General features: G+C 64.8%; 11 protein-coding genes. 8 read left to right on the top strand and 3 right to left on the bottom strand.

The annotated features are described in order from the left end of the window. Positions 1-43 precede the first annotated feature (43 nt). Together hemL and thiD are read right to left on the bottom strand one after the other, a co-directional pair. Positions 44-1,327 carry a glutamate-1-semialdehyde 2,1-aminomutase gene (hemL, locus tag ACWBU6_RS26185; RefSeq protein WP_452646253.1) on the bottom strand — a complete coding sequence of 428 codons (1,284 nt, stop codon included), beginning with the start codon at positions 1,325-1,327 and terminating at the stop codon, positions 44-46. Beyond that, positions 1,324-2,133, bottom strand: a complete 810-nt coding sequence (gene thiD / locus ACWBU6_RS26180) for a bifunctional hydroxymethylpyrimidine kinase/phosphomethylpyrimidine kinase (protein ID WP_452646252.1) — start codon at positions 2,131-2,133, stop codon at positions 1,324-1,326. The genes hemL and thiD overlap by 4 nt, the downstream gene beginning before the upstream one ends. A 96-nt stretch (positions 2,134-2,229) precedes the next feature. Here thiD and ACWBU6_RS26175 point away from each other — a divergent pair, with 96 nt between their 5' ends. The 7 genes from ACWBU6_RS26175 (at position 2,230) to ACWBU6_RS26145 (ending at position 13,267) form a co-directional block, all read left to right on the top strand. Continuing rightward, positions 2,230-2,382, top strand: a complete 153-nt coding sequence (locus tag ACWBU6_RS26175; protein ID WP_028104578.1) for a rubredoxin — start codon at positions 2,230-2,232, stop codon at positions 2,380-2,382. 205 nt (positions 2,383-2,587) lie between these two features. Further along, the gene (locus ACWBU6_RS26170; protein ID WP_130310456.1) at positions 2,588-2,986 is read left to right on the top strand and encodes a response regulator; all 399 of its coding nucleotides are present in this window, start codon (positions 2,588-2,590) and stop codon (positions 2,984-2,986) included. Between the two features lie 25 nt (positions 2,987-3,011). Continuing rightward, on the top strand, positions 3,012-3,377 hold the full coding sequence (locus tag ACWBU6_RS26165) for a response regulator transcription factor (RefSeq protein ID WP_055929369.1): 366 nt from the start codon (positions 3,012-3,014) through the stop codon (positions 3,375-3,377). 3 nt (positions 3,378-3,380) lie between these two features. Then, a complete protein-coding gene (locus ACWBU6_RS26160; RefSeq protein WP_452646251.1) occupies positions 3,381-3,929 on the top strand; it encodes a chemotaxis protein CheW in 549 nt (182 codons plus the stop codon). A gap of 57 nt (positions 3,930-3,986) precedes the next feature. Next, positions 3,987-6,314, top strand: coding sequence for a methyl-accepting chemotaxis protein (locus ACWBU6_RS26155; RefSeq protein ID WP_452646250.1), 2,328 nt, complete (start codon positions 3,987-3,989; stop codon positions 6,312-6,314). A gap of 35 nt (positions 6,315-6,349) precedes the next feature. After that, entirely contained in the window at positions 6,350-12,634 is a 6,285-nt protein-coding gene (locus tag ACWBU6_RS26150; protein ID WP_452646249.1) for an Hpt domain-containing protein, read from the top strand. 60 nt (positions 12,635-12,694) lie between these two features. After that, on the top strand, positions 12,695-13,267 hold the full coding sequence (locus tag ACWBU6_RS26145) for a YdcF family protein (RefSeq protein WP_452646248.1): 573 nt from the start codon (positions 12,695-12,697) through the stop codon (positions 13,265-13,267). On the opposite strand, the gene ACWBU6_RS26140 is transcribed toward ACWBU6_RS26145, so the two are convergent. Further along, complete coding sequence (locus tag ACWBU6_RS26140) at positions 13,246-14,610, bottom strand: cryptochrome/photolyase family protein (RefSeq protein WP_452646247.1); 1,365 nt, start codon at positions 14,608-14,610, stop codon at positions 13,246-13,248. The two genes, ACWBU6_RS26145 and ACWBU6_RS26140, sit on opposite strands and share 22 nt — an antisense overlap. Before the next feature lie 184 nt (positions 14,611-14,794). Here ACWBU6_RS26140 and ACWBU6_RS26135 point away from each other — a divergent pair, with 184 nt between their 5' ends. Then, positions 14,795-15,370 carry a YqgE/AlgH family protein gene (locus tag ACWBU6_RS26135; RefSeq protein WP_426319245.1) on the top strand — a complete coding sequence of 192 codons (576 nt, stop codon included), beginning with the start codon at positions 14,795-14,797 and terminating at the stop codon, positions 15,368-15,370. Positions 15,371-15,409: the final 39 nt, after the last annotated feature.

The following is a 15,409-nucleotide window of genomic DNA, read 5'->3' as shown; positions in this document are numbered from 1 at the left end:
TTGCGAAGCAAAATGTCCGATTGCCGGAGCTGACCCCGACTTTTTAAATGGTAGCGAAGACTTTTTTGGCGGCGGCGATGGTGGCGTCGATCACGGCGTCGTCATGCTGGGCGCTGACGAAGCCGGCTTCGAAGGCGGCCGGGGCGAAGTAGACGCCCTCGTCCAGCATCTTGTGGAAGAAGACGTTGAACCTGTCGCGGTCGCCAGCCATCATTTCGGCGTAGTTGTTGGGCGGGCTGGCGCTGAAGTACAGGCCGAACATGCCGCCTGCGGCGTCGGCACAGAAGGTGACGCCGGCTTCCCGGGCGGCGGCGGTCAGGCCGTCGGCCAGGCGGCGCGCGCTGCGGGCCAGGCCTTCATAAAAGCCGGGCTGCTGGATCAGTTTCAGGGTGGTCATGCCGGCTGCCACGGCCACCGGATTGCCGGACAGGGTGCCGGCCTGGTACACCGCGCCGACCGGCGACATGTTCGCCATCAGCCGTTTGGCGCCGCCGAAGGCCGCCACCGGCAGGCCGCCGCCGATCACCTTGCCCAGTGCCGTCAGGTCCGGCTTGATGCCGTACAGTTCCTGGGCGCCGCCCAGGCCGACGCGGAAGCCGCACATCACTTCGTCGAAGATCAGGATGGCGCCGTGTTCGGTGCACAGCTCGCGCAGCGCGCCCAGGAATTGCGGCGTGCCCTTGATCAGGTTCATATTGCCGGCCACCGGTTCCACGATGACGCAGGCGATTTCCTTGCCGTGTTGGGCGAAGGCGGCGCGCACCGCTGCCACGTTGTTGTAGTCCAGCACCATGGTGTGCTTGACGAAGTCTTCCGGCACGCCGGCCGATGTCGGGTTGCCGAAGGTGAGCAGGCCGCTGCCGGCCTTCACCAGCAGGGAGTCGGCATGGCCGTGGTAGCAGCCTTCGAACTTGACGATCTTGTCGCGCCCGGTGGCGCCGCGCGCCAGGCGCAGGGCGCTCATGGTGGCCTCGGTGCCGGAGGAGACCAGGCGCAGCTGTTCGATCGACGGCACCAAGCGGCAGATTTCTTCCGCCATGTCGATCTCGGCCTCGGTCGGGGCGCCGAAGGACAGGCCGCGGGTGGCGGCATCCTGCACGGCCTTGACCACTTCAGGATGGGCGTGGCCGACGATGGCCGGGCCCCAGGACCCGATGTAGTCGATATAGCGCTTGCCGTCCGCATCCCAGAAGTAGGGACCTTCGGCGCGGGTGATGAAGCGCGGCGTGCCGCCCACCGAGCGGAAGGCGCGCACCGGCGAATTCACGCCGCCCGGGGTGGATTTCTGGGCGCGTTCGAACAGGATGTCGTTTTTCGAAGTAGTCATGGCTTGAAGAATCGATTGGGGACAAAGCGCCCCATGCCGTAGCGTTGGGCATGGAGCAGGGTCTGGTAAGTGTATTGTTCGGCGCGTTCCACCGCTTCTGGCACGGCCAGGCCGTGCGCCAGCCAGGCGGCGATGGCGGCCGACAGGGTGCCGCCGGCGCCCACGAAGGGCCCCGGCAGGTGCTGCCATTTGTCGTGGCGCAGCACGCCTTCGGCACTGAACAGAGTGTTGGCGCGCTGGCCGCCGCCGGCATTGCTGCCGGTGACCAGCACATATTCGCAACCCAGGTCGATCAGGTGTTCGGCGTCGTCGGCCATGGTTTCGCCGTTGCCCAAGTCGCGCCAGGTTTCGGCCATGCGCACCAGTTCGACTTCGGACAGCATCAGCAGCGTGCCCTGCGGCACCAGCAGCTGGCGCAGGACCGTCAGCAGTTCTTCGGGATCGTCCTCGTCGCCCGGCGGCGGCAGCTGGCTGCCGAAGGGGTCGAGCACCAGCGGCGCATCGGGATAGTCGGAGACGATTTCGGCCAGGGTGGAGACATGTTCCAGATGGTCCAGCGCGCCGACCTTGAAGGCTTGCACCGGCACGTCTTCCAGCACCATGCGGGCCTGGTCGGCCACCCAGTCGGGATCGACGTGCTGCTGGTCTTCGACGCGCGCGCTGTCGCCCACCAGCAAGGCGGTGGTGGCGGCCAGGCCGCGGCAACCCAGGGCATGGAAAACTGCCAGGTCGGCATGCACGCCGACCGCACCGACCGGATCGGCCACGCCAAATGTCAGGATCAGGGGAGATGTTTGGTTTTGCACGGCGGGTAGATTAAGATACCTAATTCAGCATTTTACTTTATTAGAAGGTGACTCAACGTGAGCAGCAATGAACCAAGCCAGGAATTCCAAAGCTGGATGTGCCTGATCTGCGGCTGGATTTATGACGAAGCCGCCGGCTTGCCGGAAGAAGGCATCGCACCAGGCACGCGCTGGGCCGATGTGCCGATGAACTGGACTTGCCCGGAGTGCGGCGCGCGCAAGGACGACTTCGAGATGGTAGCGATTTAAAAAGTTATATTTTTGAAAACTGAGTTTCTTGTCAAATAATGAATGTTTCCAAGTTTTCAAATAAATAAGTGTTTCTTTTCAGCAGCACGACCTGCCATAGGCCTTTCCCCTGTGCTATCGTAGCGGAGATTAGCGGTGCCGGGACCCAAACACGCTGCGCGTGTCAGGCGCAGACACCGACTGTTAAAAGAAAACTGACTTACAAATGACGACAAAACCGCAAGGAACCGGACTGAAAATCATGGTGATCGACGATAGCAGCACCATTCGTCGGTCTGCAGAAATTTTCCTGACCCAGGCGGGATACCAGGTGATCCTGGCCGAAGATGGTTTCGACGCGCTGGCCAAGATCAATGACCAGCAGCCCGCGCTGATCTTCTGCGACATCCTGATGCCGCGGCTGGATGGTTACCAAACCTGCGCCCTGATCAAAAAGAGCGCCAAGTTTCATTCCACCCCAGTGCTGATGCTCTCATCCAAGGATGGCCTGTTCGACCGCGCGCGCGGCGCCATGGTCGGTTCGGCTGCTTACCTGACTAAACCCTTCACCAAAGATAGCCTGTTGGCTGCGGTGCGAGAGCACACCGCCGCTGCCAGTGCGTAATACACCGTAATACAGAGAGTAAAGCATGGCCATTCAACGAATCCTGATCGTAGACGACTCGCCGACCGAGCGTTATTACCTGACCGACATCCTGGTGCGCAGCGGTTTCACCGTTTCCACCGCTGAAAACGGCGAAGAAGCGATGGCCAAGATCAAGGCCGACAAACCGCAACTGATCCTGATGGATGTGGTGATGCCTGGCCAGAACGGCTTCCAGGTGACGCGCGCCATCGCCAAGGATCCTGAGCTGCAGGACGTGCCGATCATCATCTGCTCGTCCAAGAACCAGGAAACCGACCGTATCTGGGGCATCCGCCAGGGCGCCAAGGATTACCTGGTCAAGCCGGTCGATGCGGCCGAGCTGCTGGCCAAGATCGCGGCACTCGGTTAAGCGATGACGACCGAACAGCAGGCGCCGACCGGCGCTGAACGCCGCAGCCGCCTGCGGCAGTACCAAGTGACGCTGCTGGAGCGCATGCAGGCCGCCAAGGCCGGCACGGGCAATGCCGGCCGCGAGCTGGGCGTGCTGCTGGGCGGCCGCCGCTGCCTGCTGGACCTGACCCAGGTCGGCGAAATCGTGCCGTTCCAGTCGGTGACGGCGGTACCGCTGTCGCAGGACTGGTATCGCGGCCTGTCCAATATTCGCGGCAACCTGGTCGGTGTGGTCGACCTGGCGCGCTATATGGGCGAAGCAGGCACCCAGCCAGGGCCGGACAGCCGCCTGGTGACCTTTGCCACCCACCTTGGTTTCAACGTGGCAGTGCTGGCCGGGCGCGTGCTTGGCCTGCGCAACCTGGACGAAATGGTGGAAGTGGCGGCGGCGGACAACGGGCAAGCCGCCTGGGGTGGCCAGCAATTCAAAGACCGTGAAGGGCAGCAGTGGACCAGGCTGGACCTGGGTGAACTGGTGCACGATGCGCGGTTCCTGCAAATCGGCCTGTAATCACGCGCTGCCATCGGGCAGGCGCAACACTATCGAAAGCTATCGGGGGACGTAGTAATGGCATTTAAATTCTTGTCGCGCTCCGCACCGGAGGCCAGCGCCGAGCTGGGTTCCAATTCGGAGTTTGCCAGCTTTAACAATTCTCAGTACGAGGGTACGCCGCCGGATGCGGCTGTTGCCACTGCTGAACAACCGGCCGCGACCGAAGGCGTTACCCCGGAAGCGGCGGAAGGCGCTCGCGGCTTGCTGCAGCGCCTGCGTACCAGCTCGGTGGGCGAAGCCGCGGCCAACGTCAGGCTGCCGCTGATCGGCCACCTGCCCAGCGCACGCCAGCTGAGCCTGCTGTCCACCACGCTGGGCGTGTCGCTGCTGCTGTCGGTGGTGTTCGTGGCATGGAACGCCTACAACAGCGGCGTGACGTCGACCCGTACCCAGATCGCTTCCGACGTGCTGATGCACTCGCAGCGTATCGGCAAGGCGGCGCCTAACGCGATTAAGGGCAACCAGCAAGCGATCAAGCAGCTGGAAGACAGCCGCAGCGAACTGAATCGCGCGTTGCTGGCGCTGGCCGACGGCGGCCGCTATGCCGGCCACTCGGTGCTGTCGGCGCCCGGCGCGGTGCTGCCGACCCTGAACGATGCCCGCAAGAAGTGGACTGCGTCCGACAAGGCGGCTGCCACCATCGCCAAATACAAGTGGGACCTGGCCGGTCTGGACGAGACCTTGCAAAAACTGAACGCCATGTCGCCTGACCTGCTGTCGCTGACCGAGGAAGTGGCGTCGGCGCGCCTGAAGCAGGGCGGCAGCGCCAAGGAACTGGCGGCCCTGGGCAAGCTGGGCATGCTGACCCAGCGCATGAGCCGTAGCGCATCGGCCTTCCTGACCGAAGGCGGCATTTCCTCGTCCGAGACCGCCTTCCAGCTGGGCCGCGACGCGACCGTGTTCCGCCAGACCGTGGACGGCTTCCTGGGCGGCAGCGATACGCTGGGCCTGCCGGCCGTGAAGGATGGCGAGACCCGCGAAAACCTGCAAGCCCTGAAAAAAGGCTTCGAAGACTACGACAAACTGGTCAAGTTCATTCTGGACCGTCTGGAAAAATTCTCCGCAGCGAAGAGCGCGGAACGACTGCTGTTCAACGAGAACGAAGAAGTGCGTGCCAACTTCGCCAACCTGCAGACCAAGCTGCGTGAGCAGCAGGACTCGCTGGGCATTTCGTTCTGGCTGATGGTGGTTGGCCTGGTGGTGACCCTGGTCTCCGCGGCGGCGATCGGCCGCGTGCTGCTGATCGATTCCCAGAACCGTGGCCGCGCTTCCGAGCGCCGCCGCCAGGAAGCGGAAGCGATGCGCCTGAAAGCGCAGCAGCAGGAAGAAGAAACCAAGGCCATTAACGAGCAGAACCAGGCCGCGATTTTGCGCCTGATGAACGAACTGCAGGAAGTGGCGGACGGTGACTTGACCGTGCAGGCAACCGTTTCCGAAGACATTACCGGTGCGATTGCCGACTCGGTGAATTACACCGTGGAAGAGCTGCGCGGCCTGGTAGGCCGTGTGACGATTACCGCGGAACAGGTTACCTCCGCATCCAGCCACGCGCAGGGTATTTCGAACGACCTGCTGGCGGCATCGGCTGCGCAGTCGAAGGAGATCCAGGAAGCGTCCAACACCGTTGTGAAGATGGCCAACGAGATTACCGACGTGTCGCGCAGTGCGGCCGAATCGGCGGACGTTGCGCGCCAGTCGGTTGATGCGGCACGCCAGGGGGCGGACGCGGTGCAGAACGCGATCAAGGGTATGGACGAGATCCGCGAGCAGATCCAGGAAACCTCCAAGCGCATCAAGCGACTGGGTGAATCGTCGCAGGAGATTGGCGAGATTACCGAGCTGATTTCCGACATTACCGAACAGACCAACGTGCTGGCGCTGAACGCGGCGATCCAGGCGGCATCGGCAGGTGAAGCTGGCCGCGGCTTCTCGGTGGTTGCGGAGGAGGTTCAGCGACTGGCGGAACGTTCCGCCGAAGCGGCCAAGCAGATCGGTGCGCTGGTGAAGACCATTCAGACCGACACCCACGACGCGGTGGCCGCGATGGAAAAATCCACGCAGGGTGTGGTGGAAGGTGCCAAGCTGTCCGACGCGGCAGGTACCGCACTGCAGGACATTTCGCAGGTTTCGAACCGCCTGGCGGAACTGATTCAGGGCATTTCCTACGCGACCGGCATGCAGGCGACGTCCGCTAACGGCGTGGCGCACAATATGCAGCACATCCTGCAGGTAACGCAGCAAACCCAGGACGGTACCCAGCAAACCGCAAGTTCGGTTCGCAAACTGACCTCGCTGGCGCAGGAGTTGAAGAATTCCGTGTCGCGATTCCGAGTTGGTGCCTGATTAGTGCCCAAGTTGCCGCTTAATTTTTAGAATCTATGAGCAAACCTGATCTTTCGTTCACCGCTTTGCCGCAATACGACACCGGCCCGCTGTCCTGGGTCATGGGTGAAATCCGCGAAGCGCTGGCCCGTTCCCGCACGGCGCTGTTCGAAGCCGGCGGGCGTGATGCGGAAGACCAGACCACGGCGCTGATGCATGCCAAGTCCCACCTGCACCAGGCGCACGGCGCCTTGCAGATGGTGGACGTGGACGGCGTGGCGCTGCTGACGCAATTGGCGGAAGTGGTGCTGGACCGCATGCGTGACGGCACGCTGAAATGCACGGCGGACCACGCCCAGCTGCTGGCCAATATGTACCAGGCACTGGTGGAATTCCTGGAGGAGCTGCTGTCCGGCGCCCCGTTCCAGCCGGTGCGCCTGTTCCCGTTCTTCCGTGATATCCAGGATTTGCTGGGCATCGACCGGGTGCACCCGGCCGACCTGTTCTTCCCTGACGTATCGCATGTGCCGGAATTGCCGGCCGCCTTGCCGTCCACTGGCGCGCCGACCGGCACGCCGGACTACAAGGCCCTGCGCCAGCGCTTCGAGCGTGCGCTGCTGCCTTACCTGAAGGCGGCCGACGCCGGCAGCCAGGCCATCCACGCAGCGGCGCTGCAGGCGGCCATCACCGACGTGGCCGACCAGCAAAGCGAGCACAAGGCGCGCGTGTTCTGGCGCGCCATGCAAGCCTTCGCCGAACTGGTGGTGGGCGGCCAGCAGGAGAGCAACCGCTACGTCAAGCAGCTGTTCGGCCTGATCAACCTGCAGCTGCGCCGCCTGTCGGCCGGCGCGCCTGAATTGCCGGACAATGTGCTGAAGGAGGCGTTGTTCTTCATCGCCTCGGCCGATCCGGAAACCCTGCCGCCGCTGGCACGCCAGTTGCGCGCCGGCTATGCGCTCGACGGCATGGTGCCGCACGATTTCGAAACGCGCCGCTACGGCCGCATCGACGACGCGTCGCTGGCGGCCGCGCGCGAGGGCATTGCCCATGCGCGCTCGGTCTGGCAGCGTATCGAGCAAAACGAAAACAATCCGGAACTCGACAACGATTTCGGGCAGTCCCTGGCCCGGGTGGCCGTGGCCAGCGAAATGCTGGGCCTGGGCGCGCTGGCAGCGCTGCTGCGCCAGCTGGCTGAATCGGCGCGCAGCACCGTTGGCACCCGCCGCAGCGAGGCGCTGGGACTGGAAATGGCGACGGCCCTGCTGTTTGCCGAGCACGGCATCGCCCAGATCCGCCACCTGCCGGACGATTTCAACGCCCACGCCGACACCATCGCGGCGCGCCTGCAGGCCCTGGCGGCCGGCGGCACGGCGCCGGAGCCGGCGCAATGGCAAGGCGGCCTGGCCCGCCAGTTGCACGAGGAAGACACCGTTGTCGCCCTGGCGCTGGAAATGAAGACCGGCTTGCGCCAGGTCGAGAAGATGCTGGACGAGTATTACACCGACCCGGCCCGCCGCGGCGAGCTGTCGGACCTGGACAAGGTGCTGCACCAGCTGCACGGCGCCTGCGCCATCCTGGACCAGGACGATGCAATGAACGCGGCCGCGCACGTGCGCATCGAAATCGGCCGCCTGGCTTCGGGCCAGTTCGATGAGGCGCACGAAGCCAAGGCGCTGGACGATATCGCCCAGAACGTCGGTGCGCTGGGCTTCTTCGTCGATATGCTGGCGCAGAACCCTTCCGGCGCGCGCGAGCGTTTCGCTTTCGATCCTGAGCATGGCACTTTCCGCGCCGTGCCGTTCAAGAAAATTTCCGGCCCGGAATCGATTCCGGTGCTGGAAGAAGCATTGCCGGAGCCGGAAGCGGCTCCCGAGCCGGTGCTGACCGCGCCGGTTCCTGAAGCCGGCGCCGCCGGCGACGAGGCGGTCGAGGCCGAACTGCTGGAGATTTTCATCGGCGAGGCACAGGAAGTGCTGGCCTTTGTGCGCGAGACGCTGGCGCGTCCGCATAGCGAGATCTCCAACCTCGACACCCTGACCATGCTGCGCCGCTCCTTCCACACGCTGAAGGGCAGCAGCCGCATGGTGGGCCTGAACCGCTTCGGCGACGGCGGGCATGCGATCGAAAAGGTCATGAACCTGTGGCTGGCGGAAGAGCGCCGCGCCTCGGAGGACCTGTTCGCGCTGCTCAATTACGCGAGCGAAGAGATGTCGGCCTGGGTGGAGGAACTGGCCGCCACCGGCACCTCGGCACGCCAGGAAAAACCGATCGTCGACGCTGCCACCCGCGTGCAGGATACCGGTGTGTTCGAGCGTCCGGCCGTTGGCACCCAGCCCGCCGCTGCACCGGGGGCGCCAGCAGCCGCGCAAGCAGCCGCCCCTGCGAGCGAAGCGCTGGCCGAAGCGGGCGTGCCGCTGGCCGAAGAGCCAGTGACGGCTAGCGAGCCTGTGGCCGATGCGCCTGTCGAGGTGACCGGGGCAGCTGACGAAAACGCGGCGGCGATCGAGGCCGATGCCGTGGAAGTTGCCGAAGCCGCGCCAGTTGCAGGCGAAGCGTCTGCGGATGCGGTTGAAGCGCTGTCCGACGACCTGTCCTTTGACCTGGGAGCGCTTGAAGTTGCCGAACCTGAGGCCGTCCTGACGCTGGAAGAGCCGCTGGCCATTGAGGCGGCGGAAGAAGCGGCGGCCCCGGCCCGCCCGACCAACGTCATCGACTTCCCGACCGCCACCGCGCCGACGCCGGCTGAGCCGCCGGTGGAAGACAATATGAAGTTCGTGGGACGCCTGGCGATCCCGCTGCCGCTGTACAACATCTACATGGCCGAGACCGACGAACTGGTACGCCTGTTGTCGCAGGATTTTGGCGAATGGCGCCACGAGCAGCGTCCGGTCAATCCGGAAGCGTTGCAGGCAGTGCACACCCTGACCGGCACCTCCGGCACGGTGGGCTTCAAGCCGCTGCGCGAGCTGTCCTACGCGCTGGAAATCACGCTGCAGGAGCTGCAGCCGCCAGCGCCGCACCTGGACGATGCCCAGCACGACCTGTTCGATTTCACGATCGAACGCGTGCGCCAGATGCTGCAAAGCTTCGCCACCGGCGAACTGCCGCCGGAACAGCCGGAACTGATCGAAGCGCTGCACAAGCTGCGCGACGCACTGGCCCATCCGCCGGAAGTCGGGCAAGCACTGGACGAGCGCCTGGACAGCATCGTGGGCGAGCCGGGCGGGGAGAAGCTGGAAGCGCGCCTTGACAACCTGTTCAGCGACACCTACCACAGCCTGGTCACCGAAGCGCCTGCAGCAGCCGATGGCGCCGAGCAGCCGAAGCCGGCGGTGGTTGCGCAAGACGGCAACATCGACAACCTGTTCGATGCCGCCTTCGACGATGCCTTCGAGGCGCCGGAGCTGACGCCAGCGGCGCCCGCGGCCGAAACGCTGCGCCTGGTGGAAACCGGCCAGGCGCCTGCCGAGGCAGTCGGGGAAGCCGTGGCCGAAGCCGCTGCACCTGCCGTTGAGCAAGCCGCACCGGCCATCGAAGCAATCGCTGCGCCGCTCGGCGAAGACATCGCTGCGCCGGCCGTTGAGGAAGTTGCGGCAGCGGTCGCTGAAGAAGTCGCTGCGCCGGCTGTAGAGGAACTCGCGGCTGTGCTCGTCGAAGAAGTCGCTGCGCCGGCCGTTGAAGAAATCGCGGCGCCGGTGGTCGAAGAAATTGCCGCACCGGCCATTGCGGAAAGCGTCGCACCGGTCGTCGAGGAAGTCCCGGTACCGGCCGTTGCCGAAGCCGAAGCGGCGCCGGCCGCGGAAGAGATCGAAGTAGCCGCGCTGCTGGCCGAAGCCGAAGCCGCAAGCGCCGCAGCCGCAATGGAAGTCGACGCCATCGACGCCACCGCCCTGGCCGCCGGCGAAGCCATCGAGGAAGATGCGGTCGACCTCGACCACGCTGCCCCAAGCGAAGTGCAGGTCGTCGAACTGCCGGAAACGCCGCACCTGCTGGGCGCCAGCCCGTCCGATATTCATGACGAGCTGGACCCGGACCTGCTGCCGGTCTTCCTGGAAGAAGGCACCGACCTGCTGCCGCAGATCGGCGAATCGCTGCGCGCCTGGCATGCCAAGCCGACCGATTTCAGCCACGCCCACAGCCTGCAGCGCGTGCTGCACACCGTGAAGGGCAGCGCCCGCATGGCCGGCGCAATGCGCCTGGGCCAGCACGCGCACGAAATCGAAACGCACATTGAAAACATGGTGCACGCGGGCAGCGCGTCCCAGCACTCGTTCGACGAGCTGATGGCGCACTATGACCACGCGCTGCTGCTGTTCGAACAGCTGCAAAATCCGGAAGCGTACGCCGCTGCCATGGCCGCCGCGCAGGCAGCGGCCGCAGCACCTGCCGCCGAAGCCGGCGCGCCGGGTGCAGCCCAGCCTACGCTCAGCGCCCTGGCCGCGCGCCTGGCCGCAGCGCCGGCGACGGCAGCCCGCGGCGGCGACGAAGCGGAAGGCGCCAAGGCCTCGCCGCTGGTGCGTGTGCGTGCAGACATCCTCGATCGCCTGGTGAACCAGGCCGGTGAAGTGTCGATCACTCGTTCGCGCCTGGAAAACGAAGTAACTTCGCTGCGCACGTCGGTATCCGACTTCCAGGAAAACTTGAATCGCCTGCGCCGCCAGCTGCGTGAAGTCGAAATGCAGGCTGAATCGCAGATCGCCTCGCGTATGTCGATCGCCGGTGAACGCGAATTCGACCCGCTGGAGTTCGACCGCTTCACCCGTTTGCAGGAATTGACCCGCATGATGGCCGAATCGGTGAACGACGTGGCCTCCTTCCACGAAGGCCTGATCCGTTCCATCGACGGCGCCACCGGCGACTTGACGCAGCAAGCGCGCATGACGCGAGACCTGCAGCGCGACCTGATGCGCGTGCGTATGGTGCCGTTCAACAGCGTCTCCGAGCGTCTGTTCCGCGTGGCCCGCCAGGGCGCGAAGGAAACCGACAAGCGCGTCAACCTGGACATCCGCGGCGGCGGCGTGGAAATGGACCGCAGCGTTCTCGAGCGCATGGCCGCGCCATTCGAACACTTGCTGCGTAACGCCATCGTGCACGGCATCGAGCCGCGCGAACGCCGCGTTGAACACGGCAAGGGCGAAACCGGCGAGCTGCTGGTGCAGGTCAGCCAGCAGGGTAACGAAGTGGTGCTGGAGTTCAGCGACGACGGCGCCGGCCTGGACCTGGAGCGCATCCGCGCCAAGGCGCGCAGTGTCGGCCTGCTGGCCGAAGACCAGGTGATCAGCGACGCCGAAGCGTCCAACCTGATCTTCCAGCCGGGCTTCTCGACCGCCGATACGCTGACCGAACTGGCCGGCCGAGGCGTGGGCATGGACATTGTGCTGTCCGAGGCGCAAGCCCTGGGCGGCCGCGTGGAAACCTTTACCGAAGCCGGCAAGGGCTCGCGCTTCACCATCCGCCTGCCGCTGACGCTGGCCGTGACCCAGGTGGTGCTGATCTCCGCCGGCGGCCGCACCCACGCGGTGCCGGCGCTGATGGTGGAACAGGTGCTGCAGCTGAAGGAAGGCGCCCTGGCCGAAGCCACCGCCAAGGGCGCCGTGGTGCACCATGGCCAGCACGTGCCGCTGCGCTACTTGGCCACGCTGCTGGGCGACGGCGATGCGCGGCCATTGCTGCAGCGCTCCTCGCCAGTGATGATGCTGCGTAACGGTACCGACCGCGTCGCGCTGCACGTCGACGAAATCCTCGGCAACCGCGAGGTGGTGATCAAGAACATCGGCCCGCAGCTGTCGCGTATGCCCGGCATTGCCGGTGCAACGGTGCTCGGTTCGGGCGAGATCGTGCTGATCCTCAATCCGGTGGCGCTGCAGCTGCACGTGGCGCAGCATCCGGAGCTGGCGCCGCGCACTGCAGCGACCCCGGCGCCGGCACCGGCCGGCGGCGTTGCCGAAGCAGCGGAACCGAGCCGCGCGCATGGCACCGTCATGGTGGTGGACGATTCGCTCACCGTGCGCAAGGTGACCCAGCGCCTGCTGGAGCGCGAAGGCTATCACGTGATGCTGGCCAAGGACGGCGTGGATGCCCTGGAGCAGTTGCAGGACCGCCTGCCGGAACTGATGCTGGTCGACATCGAGATGCCGCGCATGGACGGCTTCGACTTGACCCGCAACGTGCGCGGCGACGAACGCACCAAAGAGATCCCGATCATCATGATCACCTCGCGTTCGGCCGACAAGCACCGCAACTATGCGCTGCAACTGGGCGTGAATGCCTACTTCGGCAAGCCGTTCCAGGAAGACATCCTGCTCGGCGCCATCGCCGGCCTGCTGCCGCTACGCGCTTGAGCACTGCGGCGGCAAACAATGGGGCAGGCCATAGCGCCTGCCCTTTTTTCGTCTGAACGAATGCGACTGCTCAAGCTCTTTGCCGCGTCGCTTGCGGCCTTTTTCCTGCTGGGCTGCGGCCTGCTGGTCGTCGCCGGCTGCAGCGACCGGCATGCCGATGCCGACATGATCGTGGTGCCGGGTAATACGGTAGCTGCGGACGGAACGCCCAGTCCAAGGCTGCAGGCGCGGCTCGACGCCGCGCTCGCCTTGTATCGCGGCCATCGTGCGCCCTTGATTTTCGTCAGCGGCGGGGTGGGCAAGGAAGGTTTTGACGAGGCGCTGGCGATGGCCGCCTATCTCGCCAGGAACGGCGTGCCAATGGCTGCGGTCATCGTTGACAGCCAGGGCCTGGATACCATGGCGACGGCCAGGAACGCTGCTGCCGTCATGCGCGCCAGGGGCCTGCGGACGGCGATCGTTGCGACGCAATACTTCCATGTGCCGCGCACCCGGCTTGCGCTGGCGCGTGCCGGCGTGCGCGTTGCCGGCCACAGCCATGCGCGCCATGCGCGCCATGCCGAACTGCGCGATCTGTATTCCATTCCGCGGGAGGCGGCCGGCTACATCGCCTACTTCCTGACAACCGCGTAGCGCTCCAGGGTGCGCTTGCGCGCCGCGTCGTGGTCGACCACCGGATTGCGCGGCAGGTGGATTTCCCTGGCCGACAGTGCGGCAAGCTGCGGCAGGTAGCGCTTGATGAATTTCCCCTCGGGATCGAATTTTTGCGACTGCGTCACCGGGTTGAATATCCGGAAGTAGGGCTGCGCATCGCAGCCTGAAGACGATGCCCATTGCCAGCCGCCGTTGTTGGCTGCCAGGTCGAAGTCATTCAGGTGCAAGGCGAAGTAAGCTTCGCCGCGCCGCCAGTCGATGCCGAGATCCTTGCACAGGAACGATGCCGTCACCATGCGCAGGCGGTTGTGCATGTAGCCGCTGCGGTTCAGTTGCAGCATGGCCGCGTCCACCAGCGGATAACCGGTGCGGCCTTCGCACCAGGCGGCGAACAGTTCGTCGGCGTGCGGCCCGCTTTCCCATTCGATCTTGTCGTAGGCCGGCTTGAAGGCGCCTTCCACCACATGCGGGTTGTGATACAGGACCTGCATGTAGAACTCGCGCCAGATCAGCTCCGACAGCCAGACCGCGCCGCCTGCGCCCGCCGCGCCGCGCGCCGACATGGCCATCACAGTGCGCACCAGGTGGCGCACCGAGACGGTGCCGAAACGCAGATGCATCGACAGGTAGGATGGCCCCTTGATGGCCGGGTAATCGCGGGCCGCGCCGTAATCGGCAATCCGGCCCAGAAAGTCGTCGAACAACTGCGGCCCGTTACCGATGCCCAGTTCATGCAGGTTGCTGCGCTCGAAGCCGATATCGGCCAACGATGGCAGCACGCTGCGGCCGGGCGCTAAGCGGGCCGGCGCCACCGTCCACGGCGCCAGCACCGAAGGGTCGGCTTCCAGCTTGCGCAGCCAGGCGTTCTTGTAGGGTGTAAACACGGAAAACGGCTGGCCGGCCTGGGTCAGCACCTCATCGCGCTCGAATACCACCTGGTCCTTGAAGGTGCGCAACTCGCGGCCGGCAGCGCCCAGCTTCCTGGCGACCGCCGCGTCGCGGGCAATGGCTGCCGGCTCATAGTCGTGGTTGGCAAAAACAACATCCGCGTCGAGCTCTGCAGCAAGGGCCGGAATGGCACTTTCTGCAAAATCGTGCCGCACGATCAGGTGCCCGCCATCCGCTGCCAGCTCGGCCGCAAGGGCGGCCAGCGTATCGTGGATGAACTCGACCCGGCGGTCGGCTGCCGGCAGGCCATCCAGGATGGCGCGGTCGAAAATAAAGGCAAAGTACACTGTCCCGGCAGAGGCCAGCGCGTGATGCATTGCGGCATGATCGAACAGGCGGAGGTCCCGGCGCAACCAGACAAGGGCGTTTTTCATGGCTGGATCAGCAATTCATAGTAAACTGTCGGTATATCCGGCAGTTGCAGCGCGGATATTACAGTAAAGAACTCTTAACAGTCCTGCATAGAGAGCAATCATGAAAAAAGTCAAATTGACCAGAAGCATGCCTGTGCCGGGATTGTTACCGGAAACTAGTGAACTGAAGGAGCTAAAGGCGCCTATGACTGCCCCTGCGCTCAACCTGGCAAATCATTTCCTGATTGCCATGCCATCCATGCAAGACCCGATCTTTGGCGGCACGGTCGTGTATGTATGCGAACACAATGAAAACGGCGTGCTGGGCGTCGTGATCAACAAACCTACCGATATGACCATGGAAGTGCTGTTCGACCGGATCGACCTCGAAGTGTCGTCCGCCGCCGAGCGCCACCTGGAATCGGAGCCGATCATGTTCGGCGGCCCGGTGCAGGACGACCGCGGTTTCGTGCTGCACACCCCGGGCGCGCACTATTCGTCCTCGCTGACGGTCACCAACGATGTGGCCTTCACCACCTCGATCGACGTGCTGGAAGCGGTGGCCCGCGGCCAGGGGCCGGAACGCATGATGGTGTCGATCGGCTACGCGGGCTGGAGCCCGGGCCAGCTGGAAGACGAACTGGCACGCAATGGCTGGCTGACCGTGGCCGCCGACCCGCGCATCGTATTCGATGTGCCGATCGAGGACCGCTACCAGGCCGCCATCAAGCTGCTGGGCTTCGACCCCTTGATGCTTAACTCTGAAGCGGGTCATGCATAGTCCGGAAACTGTTTTAGGATTCGACTTCGGCATCAAACG

It is taken from the genome of Pseudoduganella sp. HUAS MS19, assembly GCF_053615455.1.
Note: the sequence above shows the minus strand (reverse complement) of the source record. Positions and strands in the feature narration are given on the sequence as shown.

Coding starts and splice junctions, on each gene's coding strand:
- ACWBU6_RS26165 (WP_055929369.1), top strand. CDS start 3,012: ATGGCCATTCAACGAATCCTGATCGTAGACGACTCGCCGACCGAGCGT.
- ACWBU6_RS26155 (WP_452646250.1), top strand. CDS start 3,987: ATGGCATTTAAATTCTTGTCGCGCTCCGCACCGGAGGCCAGCGCCGAG.
- hemL (WP_452646253.1), bottom strand. CDS start 1,327: ATGACTACTTCGAAAAACGACATCCTGTTCGAACGCGCCCAGAAATCC.
- ACWBU6_RS26145 (WP_452646248.1), top strand. CDS start 12,695: ATGCGACTGCTCAAGCTCTTTGCCGCGTCGCTTGCGGCCTTTTTCCTG.
- ACWBU6_RS26160 (WP_452646251.1), top strand. CDS start 3,381: ATGACGACCGAACAGCAGGCGCCGACCGGCGCTGAACGCCGCAGCCGC.
- ACWBU6_RS26175 (WP_028104578.1), top strand. CDS start 2,230: ATGTGCCTGATCTGCGGCTGGATTTATGACGAAGCCGCCGGCTTGCCG.
- ACWBU6_RS26170 (WP_130310456.1), top strand. CDS start 2,588: ATGACGACAAAACCGCAAGGAACCGGACTGAAAATCATGGTGATCGAC.
- ACWBU6_RS26150 (WP_452646249.1), top strand. CDS start 6,350: ATGAGCAAACCTGATCTTTCGTTCACCGCTTTGCCGCAATACGACACC.
- ACWBU6_RS26135 (WP_426319245.1), top strand. CDS start 14,795: ATGACTGCCCCTGCGCTCAACCTGGCAAATCATTTCCTGATTGCCATG.
- ACWBU6_RS26140 (WP_452646247.1), bottom strand. CDS start 14,610: ATGAAAAACGCCCTTGTCTGGTTGCGCCGGGACCTCCGCCTGTTCGAT.